Below are 16,342 nucleotides of genomic sequence, written 5' to 3'. Positions count from 1 at the left end.
TGACTTAGGTTACCGGCGCCTCCCACCCCCGTATCAAATCGGTTCCACACCCGGAGCTTGTTGACAACGGTTTCCATGTCAGTTGAAAATGACTGTCATGAACGTACGACGACGCCACATATCCGGGATCGCCATCGCCGCGGCCACCGCCCTCGGTCTCGGGACCCTCTCCGCCTGCTCCGACAGCGCCGCCGCGGCCAACACGGACAAGTTCGACGTCGTCGCGGCGTTCTACCCACTCCAGTACCTCGCCGAGCAGATCGGCGGCGACCACGTGCACGTCACCAGCCTGACGAAGCCCGGCCAGGAACCGCACGACCTGGAGATCAGCGCGCGGCAGACGGCCACGCTCGGGGAGTCCGACGCGGTGCTCTACCTCAAGAACCTCCAGCCCGCCGTCGACGACGCCGTGAGCCAGTCCGAGGTCAGGACGAAGATCGACGCCGCTTCCCTGACCACGGAGGAGAAGCACGGCAACGAGGTCGGCGGCCACGCGGCCTCGCACGACACCTCGAAGAACGACGAGCTGGCCGGCCTCGACCCCCACATCTGGCTCGACCCGGTGCGCTACGCCCAGGTCGCCGCGGGCGTCGGCAAGGCCTTCGAGAAGGCCGACCCGAAGAACGCGGCCGACTACAGGACCAACACCGCGGCCCTGGTCAAGAAGCTGGACGCGCTCAACACCGAGTTCAAGGCCGGCCTCGCGAACACCAAGACCAAGGTGTTCATCACCACACACGCCGCCTTCGGCTACCTCGCCGAGCGCTACGGCCTCACCGAGGAGGCCATCAACGGCCTCGACCCCGAGTCGGAGCCGAGTGCCGAGCGCGTGAAGGACCTTGAGAAGATGGCGAAGGCCGACGGCGTCACCACGGTGTTCTACGAGACGCTCGTCAGCGACAGGACCGCGAAGACCATCGCCGCGGACGCGAACCTGAAGACCGACGTCCTCGACCCGATCGAGGGCATCACCAAGAAGTCCCGCGGCAAGGACTACTTCTCGGTCCAGCAGGCCAACCTCAAGGCCCTGCAGACGGCCCTGGGAAGTAAATGACCAGCACGGAGGACGAGTTGATGAGCGACTTGATGAGCGAGCCCGTCATATCGCTGCGCGGAGTCCGCGCCGAGCTGGGCTCGCGCCCCGTCCTGCGTGGCATCGACCTCACCGTGCGCCGCGGTGAGGTGGTCGCGCTGCTCGGCGCCAACGGCTCCGGCAAGTCGACCGCGATCCGCACGATCATCGGCCAAGTCCCGTTGTCCGCGGGTGAGATCGAGCTGTTCGGCACCCCGCGCCGCGCCTTCAAGGACTGGCGGCGCGTGGGTTACGTACCGCAGCGCACGACGGCCGGGGGCGGGGTGCCCGCCACGGTGACCGAGATCGTCGCGTCCGGCCGTCTCTCCCGCGCCCGCTTCGGCCTGCTGCGCAAGGCGGACCACGAGGCCGTACGGCACGCCCTGGAGCTGGTCGGGATGGAAGACCGGGCCAAGGACTCGGTCGACGCGCTCTCGGGCGGCCAGCACCAGCGTGTGCTGATCGCCCGCGCGCTCGCCGCCGAGCCCGAACTCCTCATCATGGACGAGCCGATGGCGGGCGTGGACCTGGCCAGCCAGAAGGTGCTGGCGGACACCCTGACCCGTCAAGTCGCCGAAGGCACAACGGTGTTGCTCGTCCTGCACGAACTCGGCCCGCTGGAACCGCTGATCGACCGCGCGGTCGTCCTGCGCGACGGCTGCGTCCAGCACGACGGCCCGCCGCCGCGCGCCCTGGGCCAGCACGCGCTGCCCGGCCACGACCACGTACACCCGCACTCGGCGGACGCCGAACCGATCCGCACGGGACTGCTGAGCTGATGGACCTCCTCGACTACGCCTTCATGCAGCGGGCACTCATCGCCGCCGTCCTCGTCGGCATCACCGCCCCCGCGATCGGCATCTACCTCGTCCAGCGCCGCCAGCCCCTCATGGGCGACGGCATCGGCCACGTCGCGATGACCGGCGTGGGCCTCGGCTTCCTGCTGAACGCCTCCCCGGTGTGGATGGCCACCGCCGTCTCCGTGCTCGGCTCGGTCCTGATGGAACTGATCCGCTGGTACGGCAAGACCCGCGGCGACATCGCCCTCGCGATGCTCTTCTACGGCGGTATGGCGGGCGGCGTGATGTTCGTCAACCTCGCGCCGGGCGGCTCGAACGCCAACCTCAGCTCGTACCTCTTCGGCTCCCTCTCGACGGTCTCGCAGTCCGACGTGACGGCGATCGCCATGCTGGCCGCGTTCGTGATCGTGGTCACCCTGGGTCTACGGCGGCAGCTGTTCGCCGTGAACCACGACGAGGAGTTCGCTCGGGTCACCGGCCTGCCCGTCCGCGCCTTGAACCTGCTGACGGCGGTCACCGCGGCCGTCACCGTCACCGTCGCGATGCGGGTCGTGGGCCTGATCCTGGTGTCCGCGCTGATGGTGGTGCCGGTCGCCGCGGCGCAGCAGCTCACCCGCAGTTTCGGGGCGACGCTGGCGATCGCGGGCGTGATCGGCGTGACCGTGACGGTCAGCGGCACCGTCACCTCGTACTACCAGGACGTCCCGCCCGGTGCGACGATCGTGCTCCTGACGATCGCCGCGTTCATCGCGCTCACGGCCCTGGCGACCCCGCTGGCGAGGCGCCGGGCGCGGGCCGCGGCCGCCGCGCGACCTGCCGGGGACCCGGCGGAGTGCGCGATTCCGGCCACCCGGGAGGCCGCCGACGAGATCGGCGTCTGACCAGGCACAGCCCGGGCTGGCACAATGGCGCGGCAAAGTGCAGACGTGAGGAGGCAACGGTGACGACGGCCGGCCCGCCCGTAAAGGGACGCTCCACCCGCCAGCGCGCCGCCGTGTCGGCGGCGCTCAACGAGGTCGACGAGTTCCGCAGCGCCCAGGAACTCCACGACATGCTCAAGCACAAGGGTGACTCGGTGGGCCTGACCACGGTCTACCGCACCCTCCAGAACCTCGCCGACGCCGGCGAGGTCGACGTCCTGCGCACGGACGAGGGCGAGTCCGTGTACCGCCGCTGCTCCACCGGCGACCATCACCACCACCTGGTGTGCCGGGTTTGCGGCAAGGCGGTCGAGGTGGAGGGCCCGGCCGTGGAGAAGTGGGCGGAGGCGATCGCGGCGGAGCACGGGTATGTGAACGTGGCGCACACGGTGGAGATCTTCGGGACGTGTGCGGAGTGCGCGGCGGCGGCCGGCTGAGGCCCTAGACCCGGCTCAGATGGGCGTCGAGGATCGCCCGCAGCCGGTCCACGTCGGCGGGGTCCCGCAGGCCGCGCCGGGGCAGCAGCGTGAAGTTGAGGGCGTTCTTCTCGGGGCTGAACATGTAGAAGCCGTCCGCCGTCTCGCGGTAGCGAGGCTGCACGGTCCAGTTGAGCGAGGTGAACGAGTCGTCGGTGGCCACCGTCACCCCGGCATCCGTCACGGTCACCCGGATCACCCCCCGCCGCTCCGCGAGGCGCTGGAACTGGCGCGCCTGGATCCGCGGCAGGAACACCAGGACCACCACCACGGCGCACACACCGATGATCAGCGGGACCGGTACCGACTTGCCCTTGGCCAGCGCGCTCGCGATCGCCAGCACGGCGAAGAAGGCCCCGATCCCCAGCAGCCAGAGCTGTCTTCGCGTCGAAGGGATCAGGCCCCTGCGCGCTCTCAGCGCCGCCGCGAAGTCCTCGACGACCGGCCGGTACTCCAGCTCGACCACGCGCCCCGTCACGTCATCCCGCCCCATGTCCATGAGGCGGGATGCTAGCCGTAGTGGTCAGCCCTCCTCGGGCCGCCCCCGCATCGCCTGCTCCATCGCGAGCAGCTTCTCGTTCGGTACCGCGCCGCCGAACCGCCGGTCCCGCTGGGCGAACTCGACGCAGGCGCGCCACAGGTCACGCCGGTCGAAGTCCGGCCAGAGCACATCCTGGAAGACCATCTCGGCGTAAGCGCTCTGCCAGATCAGGTAGTTGGAGGTGCGCTGTTCCCCGCTGGGCCGGAGGAAGAGGTCGACCTCGGGCATGTCCGGGTAGTACATGTACTTGGCGAGGGTCTTCTCGTCGACCTTGGCCGGATCGAGCCGCCCCGCCCGCACGTCCTCGGCCAACGCCCTTGCCGCGTCGGCGATTTCGGCCCGCCCGCCGTAGTTCATGCAGAAGTACAGCGTGAGCGCGTCGTTGTCCTTGGTCTGCTCCTGCGCGATCTGGAGCTCCTTGGCCACCGACCGCCACAGCTTCGGCATACGGCCCACCCACCGCACCCGGATGCCGAGTTCGTCGAGGGTGTCGCGGGACTTGCGGATGAAGTCGCGGTTGAAGTTCATGAGGAAGCGCACCTCGTCGGGCGACCGCTTCCAGTTCTCGGTGGAGAAGGCGTACAGCGAGATCGCGCCGACACCCATCTCGACGCCACCCTGCAGCACGTCCAACACCCGCTCGGCGCCGACCTTGTGACCCTCGGTGCGCGGCAGCCCCCGCTGCTTCGCCCATCGCCCGTTCCCGTCCATGACGATCGCCACGTGCTTCGGGATCAGCTCACCGGGCAGCTTCGGTGCGGTGGCCCCCGACGGGTGCGGCTCCGGCGCCTTGTACTCGCGCCGCTGGCGCCCCAGGATCCCGCGTACGGCCATGTGCTTCTCGTCTCCTCTTTCTACGACCTGCTACGACTTCTCTACGTACCGCAGTGAACGGAGCCCGCGCTCAAGGTGCCAGTGCAGATAGGCGGACACCAGCCCGCTGCCCTCCCGCACATGCCGCGCCTCGCACGCGTCCGCCGTCCCCCAGTCTCCCGTAAGCAGCGCACCGAGGAGTTCCAGGGCCTGCGGTGAGGGTACGACGCTCCCCGCCACCCGGCAGTCCACGCAGACGACCCCGCCCGACGCCACGGAGAAGAACCGGTTCGGTCCCGGCATCCCGCACTTCGCGCAGTCACCGAAGCTCGGCGCGTATCCGTTGACGGCGAGCGAACGCAGCAGGAACGCGTCGAGGATGAGATGCGGAGCGTGCTCCCCGCCGGCCAGCGTCCGCAGCCCGCCCACGAGCAGCAGATACTGCTGCACGGCGGGCTCGCCCTCGTGATCGGTGAAGCGCTCGGCCGTCTCCAGCATGGCCGTACCGGCGGTGTACCGCGCATAGTCGGCGACGATCCCGCCACCGTACGGAGCGATGGTCTCACTCTGGGTGCACAACGGCAGCCCGCGGCCGATCAGTTCACTGCCCCGCGCGAAGAACTGCACGTCCACATGGGAGAAGGGTTCCAGCCGGGCACCGAACTTCGACTTGGTCCGCCGCACCCCACGCGCCACGGCCCGTACCCGCCCGTGCCCCCGGGTGAGCAGCGTGATGATCCGGTCCGCCTCACCCAGCTTCTGGGTGCGCAGCACGATGCCGTCGTCGCGGAACAGACTCATGCCGCCCATTGTCCCCTACGGCCCTGTGGCGCCACGACGCTTCAAGGCACCTCACCGCGACTGCGGGCGTTCGCATACGCGGTCGCCGCGCTCAGCCGCTCGGCCGGGGTCGCGTCCCGTACGGCGGCCGGCTCGGCGTCCCACTCCCGCCCGCCGCCGTACGGGCGCAGCTGAACATAGGGCCCCTCATGCCCCATGACGATGCCCACTCTCCCGTTACGGATGTCCACGGCGACCGATCCGACAGGCGGCTTCATCGCTCTCCTCGCACCCGAATCCGGAATTCCATCAAGGTTTCCCCCCACCTCCAAGCAGTGTGCCCACACCTGGCTCCCCCGCCTTTTCGACTTTCACGCTTCCCGTCTCCCGAGGGCCCCTCCTCCCCCTACACTCGGCAGGAGTCTGTCGACTTCAACTGCGGTGCAGAACAGGGGGGTTGGCTATGGCCAACGGTTCACGACCCGCGGCTTGAGGTTTGGGGCTCGGGGTTTTGCCCCCGGCAGTCACATCGGCGAATTCGAACGGGAAATTCGGAAACCGCAAATGAATCTTTCCATCAGGTTTGACGAGATCGGGAAAACCGACGGCATTGCCGGGGCCGGCGCCGGAACATGGTTCATCGACTTCACGGACGACGGCCTCGGGCCTGGAGGCGGGGGCAGGCGCGCCGCTCTCCGCCGCGTCAGAGCGGGTTGATACGAGTCTTCAGCAGGCAGAACTCATTGCCCTCGGGGTCGGCCAGCACATGCCACTGCTCCTCCCCCGTCTGACCGACGTCGGCCCGCCGCGCACCGAGCGCCAACAGCCGTTCGAGCTCGGCGTCCTGATCCCGATCCGTGGGATTGACGTCGATGTGCAACCGGGACTTCCCCGGCTCGGGCTCGTCCCGCCGACTGAAGAAGAGCGTCGGATGCGGCCCGCCGAACCCTTCCGGCGTCCCGATCTCGACCCACTGCCCTTCCTCGCGTTCGAGCACGACGAAGTCCAGGACCGCGCACCAGAACCGCGCCAGCAGTTCGGGGTCACGACACCCGAGCACCAGCTCACCGATACGACTCGCCATGAAAAAACCTGCTCTCAGGGGCTCCCAGCAGTGAAAACAACCTCGCGACCGTACTGGACGATTTGAGCACGGTCGAAGTGTTTTCCGGAACGACGACGATCGCGCTCGCCGACGGCCCGCCCGCCCGCCGCACCGGTGAAGCCGACCGTCAACCCGACGTGGCCGCCGAGGTGGAGCCCTGCTGAGGCTCCGGGTCCCGGTCCCGGTCCGGAGGCGTCGCCTCCCACAGGACGTTGAAGCGGTTGATGCGTTCCTCCACGTGCTCGCGGGTCATCTTCAGGGTCGTCTTGGCCGGCATGACGCGGATGTCGGGCTCGGTCTCGTAGCAGAGTTCGCCGTCGAAGACGATGAAGTCGTTCAGCGAGTTCATCTGGGCGGTCGGTTCGAGGAGGGAGCGGACCGCGATACGCGCGTCGATCCCGAACTTGCGGTGTCTTTCGCAGAGTTGGCGGAGGCTGGCGGTGACTTCCGACTCCTCGTCCACCAGGAACACGCGTCGGATCTGGACCCTGCGGGACTTGATGGCCGATTCCTGGGCCGCGAGATAGCGGCGGGCCGGCTCGCTCGACCAGAAGTCGCGGTCGACCGACGTGCTGGTGGCGTAGAGCGTGCGCTTGACGCACTTGGTGAGGTCGATCAGCCACTCGTGGTTCTCGCCGGGGCAGTCCGCCGTGCCGTTGCCGAGGTTCTCCATGAGGAGGGCAAGGCGGCCCAACTCCTCCTCGGCGAAGGCTTTTACGATGTCCGCGCCCTGCTCGCCGACTTTTGTGTAGCCCAGCACCAGGCGGGTCACCTCGTCGGAGCGGAGCACCGAGCCGTCGACCTTGCTGTACAGCTCGGTCGCCGCGTTGATCTTCGCGAAGCTCTCGTCGACCGCCGCGCGCATCTCGGTGTGATGGCTGGACAGGCTGTCCTTCATGTCCCGGATGCGCCGCTTCTGGCTCTCCTGGACGGCCTCAAGCCGCTCGCCAAAGTCCACGAGCAGTTGCACGATCAGGGTCGCGCAGCCCAGGACGATGGACATCGTCCACTGCCACAGGTCGCCGTCGTTCTCGTTGAGGACGTTGGTCACGAAGAACGCGGCCACTCCCGCTAAGACCGCGAACCCGGTCCTGATGAACAGCCTCGACCCGCGCTGGGGCTGATCCTGCTGTGGAACGGCCCCTGGTCCCGCCCCTGTTGTCGTCACTCCGTTCATGTGAGCCTCTCCCCCGTCGGATATGCGGTTCGTGCCGCCCCGTCAGCGCGTGCTCAGCGCCTGGTGCAGCAACGGAATGGCCTGTATGGCCAGTTGGTCCCGGATACGCTGGCGAAGGTTCTCCCATTGGCGGCTGAAGCCCGGTTCCCGCTCCAGCACGTCCCACAGGTGCCCCAGCGTGCGGTCCACGTGCGCGCGCGGCATCCACAGATGCAGCAGGTGATCCACGGCCGGACGCAGCGCCAGGACCGCCGCGGGCCCGTCGGCCGCACCGAGCCGGCTGTTCTCCAGCATGTGCACCACCGTCGTCAAAAGCCAGTCGTGCAACGCGAGGTCCTCGCAGAGCCCCGCGACCGCGACCGCCTCGACGCCCTCAGGAACTCTCAACTCGACCGTCCGCAGGCCGTCTTCGGCCAGCGTGAAGCGGTCCAGTGATGGTCCTTCGCCCTCCGACGCCTGCCGTGCGGCCCAACGCAGCTGTGTACGGCGGGACTTGAACGGCGCCTTGTGGTCGAGGAGGGGGTGGCGCACCAGCTGCGCCAGCAGGCCTTCGGCGATCATCCCCAGGTCCAGTTCGCCACGGCCGCCACCGCGCAACACGCCTTCCGCGGTGGCCTGTTCGGGCAGTTTCCCGAACGGCTCGACAACCCCGGGGCGGACCAGGTAATGCCCCCAGGGCCGGCGTACGTCGGGTCCGGCGGCCGGGGCGCTGAAGTACGCGGTGGACTGGATGACCCGGCCCTCGGTGAGCGCGGCGCGGGCGGCCACCGTACCCACGGCCCTGACCTTCGCGCCGTTCGAGGTGGGGAGTCGGCAGTCCACGCCAGTGAGGACCTCGGGTGAGAGGGCGTAGAGATTGGGTCGCTCGGAGACGCGGACGTGCTCGTCGGCACGCAGCCGCAGGAGTTGGGCGGCGGCGCGGCCGTCCAGTGCCTGGAAGGACGGCAGCAGGCCGGTGCGCACCTCGCCGCAGGCGAGGACCGAGCGCGTCCGCCGTCCGGGTGTCGTCATGTCATGTCCCGTCGGGTGAAACCGAGTTGGGGGGCTCCTCGTAGAACACGTAGGTGGCGCGCTGGGCCACCGCCTCCGGTACCGCGACGCCTTCACCCGCGGACCGCTTGGCGACCTGTTCGAGCGCGACGGAGTCCACGTCCACCTGGTCGAGGATGAGCCGTACGGCGTCCTCTACGGCGACGAAGCGGTTCGCCATCAGCGTGCAGGTGCGGTACGCGCTGAACGGGACCCGGGTGTCGCTGAGTTGGAGCAGCGGCGGCAGCCGGTCCCAGTCGCGCGGGAAGTCCCCGCCGGTCCACGGCTGCGGGACCAACACGGGCTCGCCCAGGTGCCGTAGCAGACCCAGGCGGGCCAACTGCCATACGGCGGCCAGGAACGGGCAGGACCACAGGCGGCCCCTGTCCGTCTCGGACCACAGCTCGACGTCCATGAAGACGGAGTGGTTGCGGGCCGCGGTCTCGTGCGGTGGCTGCCAGGTGACGATCTCCGCCAGGGCGCTGCGCGTTGGGGTGGTGCGCTCGCCGTTGGCGAGCCAGCCGGTCTGGCTGACCGGGGGGCGGGAGCCGTGGCTGCCGGGAGGTGGTGACTCGACGAGGCGGTGCATGACGGACTCGGCCAGTTCGATGCGGTCGGCGACCGCGCAGCCCGATTCGCGGGCGAGGTAGTCGATGACGAGGCCGGCCTTCTCGGCCTCTTCGAGGACCAGCGGGACGAGTTCGGCCGGGGTGGAGAAGCGGCTGAAGTAGTCGTCGATCAGGAAACAGGTGCTGATGCGGGGGCGTTTGCCGCCGGTGCGACGGGCGGCGGAGGCGCGGGCCGCGTCCACCCAGATGCGGACCTCGGCGAAGTGCTCGCGCAGCCGCTCGGGGCCCGCCTCGAAGTCCTCCATGTAGAGGTGGCCCAGCTCCAGCGAGAGATGGGCCAGCGGCACGGACTGGGTGCGCGGGTCCGCGGTGGTCTCCCGGAAGACGGCCTCCGTCATGCCTCCTCCCAGTACTTGTCGTCGGTCAGCCGCGCGGCGAGGTCGCTCAGCGCCTGCCAGGTCTCCATGGTGGCGATCTGGCTGTCCAACACGTCCTCGTCGGTGATGAGTTGCTCCCGCCACTGCAGCACCGGCTCCAGCGGCACCGAGCCCAGCACCTGGCTGTAGCCGATGCCGTGGTGCGAGGCGAGATGCTTCAGCTCGGTGTCGCACTGCTCCATCCACGCCGACTGGGTGGGCGTGGCCTGCGACCACAGGGCCGAGTCGGGATCGGGTACGGCGGCCCGTACGAAGCGGATGGCGCCGCGCAGCGCGTCCTCGTCGTGGCCGCGGGCGACACCGCCGGCGATGATGCCGCGCTTGCCGTAGACCAGGCTGGCCGCGGCCTCCACGTGCTGCCGGGTCCAGCGGTGGAAGACCAGCCAGCGGGCCAGGACGCCGCTCATCGCCCGCTGCGAGGTGGCCGCGAGGACCATGTCGACGGCGTAGCTGCGGCCGGCGCTGAGGTCGACGACGATCAGGTCGAACTCGCCGTTGAGGCGCAGGAGAAGGTCCACGCAGCGGCGCAGGTTGTCGCCGGAGGTGGCGAACTCGCCGCCGCTGAGGTCACCCGGCATGAGGATCAACCGGCCTGCTCCGGGCGGCTGGTTGCGCAGGACGGGGTGTTCGGTGTCCGCCCAGACGTCGATGCGGACGGGTTCGCTGATCTCGCCTATCAGGTACGAGTGCAGTCCGCGGTCCTCGGCGGCCTGCCGGGCGTCGGGCACGTCGAAGACGGCCGAGGCGGTGGGCGAGCCGAAGTCGAAGTCCAGGTAGCAGACGTCGTCCCCGGTCAGCGCGCGCTGGTAGGCGAGGTTGGCGCTGGTGACGGAACGGCCCGTGCCTCCCTTGTCGGAGGCCGCGAAGATCAGCACGGGTCACACTCCCTGGACCGCGGCGGCCTGGCGGGCCCGGGCGAGTGCGTCGAGCTGGCCCAGTACGTCGAGGGTCAACGAGTAGGCGGTGCCCGGCTGTTCGTCGACGAGCGCGCGGGCGCGGCGCAACTTGACCTCGATTCCCCGGAGTTGCATGCCGCGTTTGCCGTCGGCGTTGGGCGCGGGCGCCATCTGTTCGTTGCCCAGGAGGTGCGTGGACTCGCTGAGCAACGCCCGTGCCAGCTCGGTGAGTTCGAGGCTGCGGATCGGGGGCTGCGCGTACATGTTGTGGACCTGGACCATCACCTCGGTGACCCGCTCGGTGATGCTCCAGGACACCGGCCCCTCGGTGAGGGCGGTCTCCGGGTAGATGGCGTGCACGTTGTCCCACAGGCCGACGCCCTCGCCCTCGCCCATCCGGCGCCGCCACACATGGCCGAAGATGTCCTCGGCCAGCCTCAGCAGCCGGTCGTGCGCGGAGAGGTTGCGGGAGAGAGTGCACAACTGGACGGTACGTTTGAGGAGTTGGGCGGAGAAGTCGCTCATCGTCCAGTCCATCGGCGGGCCGATGGTGCCGCCGCCCTGGAGGGGCAGGGTGACGCCGGGGTTGTGCAGCTGGATCATCGGGTCGTCGCGCGTCATCCGGCTGGTGATACGGCCGCGTTCGGCGAGCCGCTCCATGACGCGGACGGTGCGGGTCAGGTCGTCGTCGGTGGCCCGGCGGCGCATCAGGTCGTGCACGAGGATCGCGGCGACCGAGAGCGAGAAGTACTCGGACTCCAGCCGCTGTCCCGTCGTACGCCAGGGGATGTCCTCCAGGGGCCAGCGGTCGCCGTCGAAACGGGCGATGCGCGACCAGTACTGCTGCGTGATCTCCCAGCGCAGTCGTAACGCCTCGGCGAGCTTCTGCTGTTCGGCGTTGAGCAGGCCCAGGGTCAGGGTGCGGTCCGAGAACAGGTCCTGGATGCCGTCGAGCGCGACCACCGTGAAGTAGAGGTACGGCACCGGGTTGGCGACGCCGACGGGCTGCACGCCGATGGTCTCCTCGGTCTCCACCTCGGGCGCGTCCCGCACCAGGCTCCAGGCCCAGCCGCACTCGAACAGCTGGCTCTCGTCCTTGAGGGCCTCCTGGACGTCGAGGCCGAGGATGAAGCTCTCGATGATGGCGGCGCGCAGCGGGCGGAACCGGCGCTGGAACTGCTCCAGTACCTGACGCTGCGACAACTGCCCCTGGCCGAGGAGTTCGCAGAGCGTCTGGCCCTGGGAGGAGTCGGTGTCGTAGACGTTGACCGTGAACGACCGCAGCAGACTGACCATGGCGGCGGTGAGCCGGTTGCTGGTCGCGACCTTCAGCTCTTTGATCGTCTCCTGCATGTCGCCGCGGCGGGTCTTGGACTCGTAGACCTTGAGGAAGCCGAGCAGCGCGAGACAGAGGGTGATCGACATCGAGAACGAGTCGGTGACGCCGAGTTGGCGCTGCTCCTCGGTGAGGTCCTGCTCCTTGTCCCGGGACTGGAAGTAGTAACCGCCCGCGAAGGTGGGCCTCTTGTCGTCGGTGTGGGTGCGCATGAACTCGACCGCGGCCATGACGAGATTGGCCGGAATCTCCAGCCGCCCGCCGGCCCGCTTCAGCGTCTGCTGTACGTCGGTCAGCGTGGTGTCGGGGTCGTCCAGCCGGAACGACGGCAGCTCCGTCGCCGGATACAGCAGGCAGAGCAGTCGCTCGGCGTCGGCGACGCTGCTCTCACCGCCCCATTTTCCCCACGCCCACTCCCCTCCGTCGAAGGAGTGGCGGGCCACCGCCTGCCAGATGTCCAGCAGGTGCTGCCGCGGCTTGATCTCCATTCCATGCCCCTCACACAGACCGCACTGCCCTCAGCCGAGGAATATCCCTCTTCTGTTGTGAAGATTCACCGGTCGGCCGCCCTGTCAGCAGACCGGAATCTGTGGGTCCGAATTTCCGCGCCAGCCGTACGCGAGGATCATTCCCGAATATCCGTCCCGTACCGCGGGCTCGGTTTTGAGCCGCTGCACCTTGAGCTCGTCCGCGAATGGTTCGAGGCTCTCCCGCACCTCATTCTCCCCCACGTCGCACGCGGGGAAGAACTGCTCACCCGTGTGATAACCCGTGGAGTGTTCCATAAAAGCGGCGGCAAAGGGAGCACCGGGGGCCAGGGCGCGCATGAAACGCTCCACACCCAGGGTGAACTCCTGGTACGAGGAGGTCATCGACTCGGCGACGAAGAACATCGTCCCCACCGACCACTGGCCGACGGACCGCTCAAGATCGAAGATATTGCCCTGCTGGACCTTGACGACCTTGCGGAATCTCTCGCGGGGGTCGGCGTCGAAGGTGTCGTAGGCCTTGTTCCCGCAGAGGGCGTCCCAGAACTGGTCCCAGTTCTCCGCGTACGAGTCGACCTGGCTCCGCAGATAGGCCACGTTCGAGGGCGAGCGCTCATAGAGGGTGATCTCGTCGCACCACGGAAGCATGGACAGCGCGGGATAGAGATTGGCGCCGGCGCCCACGTCGATACCGTATACCGGGCCGACGCCCTGATTCCGGAAATGGCCCGCGAAATGATCCCGGAGAATGGGAAGGATCTCGGCGTCCTCCGCCTGTAGGTCACGATAGTTGTGATCTACATATGCGATCGAATCGAACGCGCTCCAGGCGACTTCCGCGTTTTTCACCAGTCCACACTAACAACATCACAGGCGCGACGTACACCTGATCGTCAATTTCGTAGGGCAATCTACGTCAAGTCACAGCCACTGCTGGGGCGCACGGGGGGCGCATCGTGGCGAATGCATTCATGCGACCTGATTCGGCCTTGAACTGCCGGATTGCCCCACCCAAGATGGGTGGAACCCTGCTGAACACACCAGAAAGGCAGGACGCACACGTCTCGCCCGTACCACCCGTACGAGTCGCCCGAGCCGTCAACGCGCAATTGACTTCCTACCCCCTGGAGGCAGTATGACGCCCTTTCCGGAGGAACGTTTCCCTTCTGTGGGGCGCCGCACTGACCAGGCTTTCTTCGCCGACCGCGCCGACCGGCACCTGACCCTGAGGGGCATCACCGAGGCCGACCTGCCCGAACTCCTCCGCGTGGACAGGGAAGCCTTCCCCGAGGAGCCGTACCCCGCCTTCGTGCTCCGGCAGTTCTGCGACATCCACGGCGACCGCGTCCTCGTCCTCGACGACGGCGAGGGCCTTCTCGGCTACATCCTCTTCGTCAACACCTCGGACGGCTACGTGAGTTGGATCATGAGCCTGGCCGTCATACCCCACCAGCAGGGCCACGGGCTGGGCCGACGTCTGATGGTCGAGGCCCTGCGCCGGCTGCGCACGGAGAGCGTCCGCCAGGTCCGCCTGACCGTGGAACCGACGAACGCCGCCGCGATCATGCTGTACCGCTCGCTGGGGTTCTCGTCCGAGCAGGGAGTGCTCAAGGACTACTTCGGGCCGGGCGAGCACCGCCTCCTCATGACACTCGCCCTGTGACCGTAGTGCCGGGCCAGCGCGTGGAACGCCTCCTTCGGCTCCCAGTGCCACGGTGAACTCGGGTCGTACGGGCGCGACTTGACGGTCCTGGTGATGGCGTAGCTCGCCATGTCGAGGTCGTGGCGGGGGTCGTGGGCGCGGTGGGGGGCGTCCGGGGTGACGAACTCGAAGGCCATCGCGCCGTAGAGGTTCATCGACTCGAAGACCTCCAACAGGTCGACCACGTACGCCGCTTGGGTGTGTTCGCTGCGGACGAGATGGCCCTTGATCTCCTCCGGGTCCTTGTCGTAGTCGACGACGTTCCAGCCCATGCCGGCGGTCTTCTCGGCGCCCTTGTACGCGCAGGTGCCGAACTCGGTGATGGTGACGGGCTTGCCCCAGCGTTGGTAGGCGCTCAACTCCCGGACATAGTCGGCCGGTTGGCGGAAGTAGGAGTAGTAGTCGATACCCACGATGTCGAAGAGGGTCCAGTCGACCTCGTCGTCCTGGGCGGCGGCGTAGCTCAGGTCGCCGTGGAAGACCGAACGGCCCGTCGCCGCCGCCTTCTTGGTGAAGGCATTCAGCCTGCGTTGCATCTTGGCCGGGTCGAACGTGCCGTTCAGGATGTTCTGGACGCGGTCCAGGACCGTCGCGCCGGGCACGATCCCGGGCACGAACAGCCAGAACTCGCAGCCCACACTGAAGTCGACGCTCGCGCCCTGGCGCCGGAGGCGTTCCGCGAACCGGCCCGTCTCCGCGAGGTGTTCGAGGATGTCCCGCTCCGGGACGTCGGCGAGGGTGGGCTGGAGCCAGATGTGCAGGCCCAGTTCGGCGGCCTCGGCGGCCGTCGCGGTGAGGCGGTCGACGCCGTCGCCGGTGACGTCGACCGTGTCGGCGTGCAACTCGTCCCGGATCGCGCGGAGGTCGGCGCGCATCCGGCGCGGGTTCCAGGCGGTGGCGGGGGTCTCGCCCTCGCCGACCGTGTAGACGACGCCGTGGTGGCGTAGCCCTGGGCGGCGGCCACGTGTCGCGTGCGGTCGCGTCCGCGGTCGCGCCGTCGCCTGTCCTGACGGCAGCAGCGCGCCCGCCGCTCCTAGGGCCAGCGCCCCCGTCAGGAACTGGCCCCGAGTGATCCCCTGTGAGTTCGCCATGCGCCCACTGTGCCGAGCGCGGGCCCGTCGCGGTGTCCGCCGATGGTCTATGGCGGCGCAACCAAGGAATGACGCCCTGCGTCGGTCACTGAAGAGATCGTTGACGGAGATCGACCGTTCGTCGACGGAGACCGAACAAAGGAGAGCACGATCTCAGGCTCCGAACAGTCCCCTACGACCCCTACGACCACCCGCCGCACCCTGCTCACCGCCAGTGCCGCCACCGCCGCTACCCTCCTCGCCGGTGCCTCCTCGGCCCAGGCAGCGGACAGCACCAGCACCAGCACCAGCACCGACGTCACGGCGGGCCTGCGCGCCCTTGAGGAACAACACACCGCCCGCGTAGGCGTGTTCGCGCATCACCTCGGTACGAGGAAGACCGTCGTACACCGTGCCGACGAACTCTTCCCGATGTGCTCGACGTTCAAGACGCTCGCCGCCGCGGCCGTCCTGCGGGACCTGGACCGGCACGGCGAGGTGCTCTACAAGGTCGTGCACTACACGGAGGCCGATCTGGTCGACGGTTCCGACCAGACCCGGGCGCATCTGGCCGACGGCATGACGGTCGAGCAACTCGCCGACGTGGCCGTCCGGTTCAGCGACAACGGCGCGGGCAACCTGATCCTGCGCGAACTCGGCGGCCCCACCGCCGTCACCCGCTTCGCCCGTTCTCTCGGCGACCCGGTCACCCGGCTCGACCGCTGGGAGACCGAACTGAACTCGGCCGAGCCGGACCGGATCACGGACACCACCAGCCCGCGCGCGATCGCCGGCCTGTACCGCGAACTCGTCCTCGGCGACGCCCTGCGCCGCCCCGACCGCGACCGGCTCACCGCGTGGCTGCTCAACAACACGACGAGCGCCGCCCGTTTCCGCGCCGGGCTCCCCGCGACCTGGACGATCGCCGACAAGACGGGCAGCGGCGCCTACGGCACCGCCAACGACGTGGGCATCGCCTGGACGGAGGCCGGTGACCCGGTCGTTCTAGCGGTCCTGACGACCAAGCCGACCCTGCCCGACGCCCCGTACGACAACCAACTGGTGGCGAGCACGGCCAAGTTGGTGGCGGAAGCGATCAGCTAGTACGGAGCCAACACCACCGCTGGCGCG

General features: G+C 68.6%; 18 protein-coding genes. 6 read left to right on the top strand and 12 right to left on the bottom strand.

The features are described 5' to 3' along the window. The first annotated feature begins 97 nt into the window (after window positions 1–97). From OG226_RS33125 to OG226_RS33110, 4 genes are read left to right on the top strand one after another with little or no spacing between them, the layout of a single operon-like run. Complete coding sequence (locus tag OG226_RS33125; RefSeq protein WP_329350948.1) at window positions 98–1,054, top strand: metal ABC transporter substrate-binding protein; 957 nt, start codon at window positions 98–100, stop codon at window positions 1,052–1,054. After that, complete coding sequence (locus OG226_RS33120) at window positions 1,051–1,851, top strand: metal ABC transporter ATP-binding protein (RefSeq protein ID WP_405859327.1); 801 nt, start codon at window positions 1,051–1,053, stop codon at window positions 1,849–1,851. Before OG226_RS33125 ends, OG226_RS33120 begins: the two co-directional genes overlap by 4 nt. Next, entirely contained in the window at window positions 1,851–2,753 is a 903-nt protein-coding gene (locus tag OG226_RS33115; RefSeq protein WP_329350947.1) for a metal ABC transporter permease, read from the top strand. The genes OG226_RS33120 and OG226_RS33115 overlap by 1 nt, the downstream gene beginning before the upstream one ends. A 59-nt stretch (window positions 2,754–2,812) precedes the next feature. Next, window positions 2,813–3,229: a Fur family transcriptional regulator gene (locus OG226_RS33110; protein WP_328683467.1), complete on the top strand. Its 417-nt coding sequence runs from the start codon at window positions 2,813–2,815 to the stop codon at window positions 3,227–3,229. A 4-nt stretch (window positions 3,230–3,233) separates the two neighbouring features. Here the strand turns inward: OG226_RS33110 and OG226_RS33105 are convergent, their stop codons facing one another. From OG226_RS33105 to OG226_RS33055, 11 genes are all read right to left on the bottom strand, one after another. Continuing rightward, complete coding sequence (locus tag OG226_RS33105) at window positions 3,234–3,767, bottom strand: YcxB family protein (RefSeq protein ID WP_329350946.1); 534 nt, start codon at window positions 3,765–3,767, stop codon at window positions 3,234–3,236. Window positions 3,768–3,791: 24 nt separating this feature from the next. Beyond that, window positions 3,792–4,643: an isoprenyl transferase gene (locus tag OG226_RS33100; RefSeq protein ID WP_328683465.1), complete on the bottom strand. Its 852-nt coding sequence runs from the start codon at window positions 4,641–4,643 to the stop codon at window positions 3,792–3,794. Window positions 4,644–4,673: 30 nt separating this feature from the next. Next, window positions 4,674–5,423: a DNA repair protein RecO gene (recO, locus tag OG226_RS33095; protein WP_328683464.1), complete on the bottom strand. Its 750-nt coding sequence runs from the start codon at window positions 5,421–5,423 to the stop codon at window positions 4,674–4,676. Window positions 5,424–5,464: 41 nt separating this feature from the next. Beyond that, window positions 5,465–5,680, bottom strand: coding sequence for a hypothetical protein (locus tag OG226_RS33090; RefSeq protein ID WP_328683463.1), 216 nt, complete (start codon window positions 5,678–5,680; stop codon window positions 5,465–5,467). Between the two features lie 425 nt (window positions 5,681–6,105). Beyond that, window positions 6,106–6,486, bottom strand: coding sequence for a VOC family protein (locus OG226_RS33085; RefSeq protein WP_329350945.1), 381 nt, complete (start codon window positions 6,484–6,486; stop codon window positions 6,106–6,108). Between the two features lie 148 nt (window positions 6,487–6,634). Next, window positions 6,635–7,558: a hypothetical protein gene (locus OG226_RS33080; RefSeq protein WP_329350944.1), complete on the bottom strand. Its 924-nt coding sequence runs from the start codon at window positions 7,556–7,558 to the stop codon at window positions 6,635–6,637. A 168-nt stretch (window positions 7,559–7,726) separates the two neighbouring features. Continuing rightward, complete coding sequence (locus OG226_RS33075) at window positions 7,727–8,695, bottom strand: SCO2521 family protein (RefSeq protein WP_329350943.1); 969 nt, start codon at window positions 8,693–8,695, stop codon at window positions 7,727–7,729. A 1-nt stretch (window position 8,696) separates the two neighbouring features. After that, complete coding sequence (locus OG226_RS33070) at window positions 8,697–9,680, bottom strand: SCO2522 family protein (protein WP_329350942.1); 984 nt, start codon at window positions 9,678–9,680, stop codon at window positions 8,697–8,699. Next, complete coding sequence (locus OG226_RS33065) at window positions 9,677–10,594, bottom strand: SCO2523 family variant P-loop protein (RefSeq protein ID WP_329350941.1); 918 nt, start codon at window positions 10,592–10,594, stop codon at window positions 9,677–9,679. Before OG226_RS33065 ends, OG226_RS33070 begins: the two co-directional genes overlap by 4 nt. A gap of 3 nt (window positions 10,595–10,597) precedes the next feature. Further along, complete coding sequence (locus OG226_RS33060) at window positions 10,598–12,439, bottom strand: SCO2524 family protein (RefSeq protein WP_329350940.1); 1,842 nt, start codon at window positions 12,437–12,439, stop codon at window positions 10,598–10,600. Between the two features lie 84 nt (window positions 12,440–12,523). Next, on the bottom strand, window positions 12,524–13,288 hold the full coding sequence (locus tag OG226_RS33055) for an SCO2525 family SAM-dependent methyltransferase (RefSeq protein ID WP_329350939.1): 765 nt from the start codon (window positions 13,286–13,288) through the stop codon (window positions 12,524–12,526). A 319-nt stretch (window positions 13,289–13,607) separates the two neighbouring features. Here OG226_RS33055 and OG226_RS33050 point away from each other — a divergent pair, with 319 nt between their 5' ends. Beyond that, window positions 13,608–14,102, top strand: coding sequence for a GNAT family N-acetyltransferase (locus tag OG226_RS33050; protein ID WP_329350938.1), 495 nt, complete (start codon window positions 13,608–13,610; stop codon window positions 14,100–14,102). On the opposite strand, the gene OG226_RS33045 is transcribed toward OG226_RS33050, so the two are convergent. Next, window positions 14,054–15,232: an abortive phage infection protein gene (locus OG226_RS33045; protein WP_329350937.1), complete on the bottom strand. Its 1,179-nt coding sequence runs from the start codon at window positions 15,230–15,232 to the stop codon at window positions 14,054–14,056. The genes OG226_RS33050 and OG226_RS33045 overlap by 49 nt on opposite strands. 150 nt (window positions 15,233–15,382) lie before the next feature. Here OG226_RS33045 and bla point away from each other — a divergent pair, with 150 nt between their 5' ends. Then, window positions 15,383–16,315: a class A beta-lactamase gene (bla, locus tag OG226_RS33040; protein ID WP_443067017.1), complete on the top strand. Its 933-nt coding sequence runs from the start codon at window positions 15,383–15,385 to the stop codon at window positions 16,313–16,315. Window positions 16,316–16,342: the final 27 nt, after the last annotated feature.

The sequence above is a fragment of the Streptomyces sp. NBC_01261 genome (assembly GCF_036226385.1).
Taxonomy (GTDB): domain Bacteria; phylum Actinomycetota; class Actinomycetes; order Streptomycetales; family Streptomycetaceae; genus Streptomyces.
The sequence above is the reverse complement of the archived record's forward strand: the minus strand, read 5'-3'. Positions and strand labels throughout refer to the sequence as shown.

What these genes read in the sequence shown, in the direction of transcription:
- OG226_RS33125 (WP_329350948.1), top strand. Translation starts at nt 98, where the DNA reads ATGAACGTACGACGACGCCACATATCCGGGATCGCCATCGCCGCGGCC.
- OG226_RS33120 (WP_405859327.1), top strand. Translation starts at nt 1,051, where the DNA reads ATGACCAGCACGGAGGACGAGTTGATGAGCGACTTGATGAGCGAGCCC.
- OG226_RS33115 (WP_329350947.1), top strand. Translation starts at nt 1,851, where the DNA reads ATGGACCTCCTCGACTACGCCTTCATGCAGCGGGCACTCATCGCCGCC.
- OG226_RS33105 (WP_329350946.1), bottom strand. Translation starts at nt 3,767, where the DNA reads ATGGACATGGGGCGGGATGACGTGACGGGGCGCGTGGTCGAGCTGGAG.
- OG226_RS33100 (WP_328683465.1), bottom strand. Translation starts at nt 4,643, where the DNA reads ATGGCCGTACGCGGGATCCTGGGGCGCCAGCGGCGCGAGTACAAGGCG.
- recO (WP_328683464.1), bottom strand. Translation starts at nt 5,423, where the DNA reads ATGAGTCTGTTCCGCGACGACGGCATCGTGCTGCGCACCCAGAAGCTG.
- OG226_RS33090 (WP_328683463.1), bottom strand. Translation starts at nt 5,680, where the DNA reads ATGAAGCCGCCTGTCGGATCGGTCGCCGTGGACATCCGTAACGGGAGA.
- OG226_RS33085 (WP_329350945.1), bottom strand. Translation starts at nt 6,486, where the DNA reads ATGGCGAGTCGTATCGGTGAGCTGGTGCTCGGGTGTCGTGACCCCGAA.
- OG226_RS33075 (WP_329350943.1), bottom strand. Translation starts at nt 8,695, where the DNA reads ATGACGACACCCGGACGGCGGACGCGCTCGGTCCTCGCCTGCGGCGAG.
- OG226_RS33070 (WP_329350942.1), bottom strand. Translation starts at nt 9,680, where the DNA reads ATGACGGAGGCCGTCTTCCGGGAGACCACCGCGGACCCGCGCACCCAG.
- OG226_RS33060 (WP_329350940.1), bottom strand. Translation starts at nt 12,439, where the DNA reads ATGGAGATCAAGCCGCGGCAGCACCTGCTGGACATCTGGCAGGCGGTG.
- OG226_RS33045 (WP_329350937.1), bottom strand. Translation starts at nt 15,232, where the DNA reads ATGGCGAACTCACAGGGGATCACTCGGGGCCAGTTCCTGACGGGGGCG.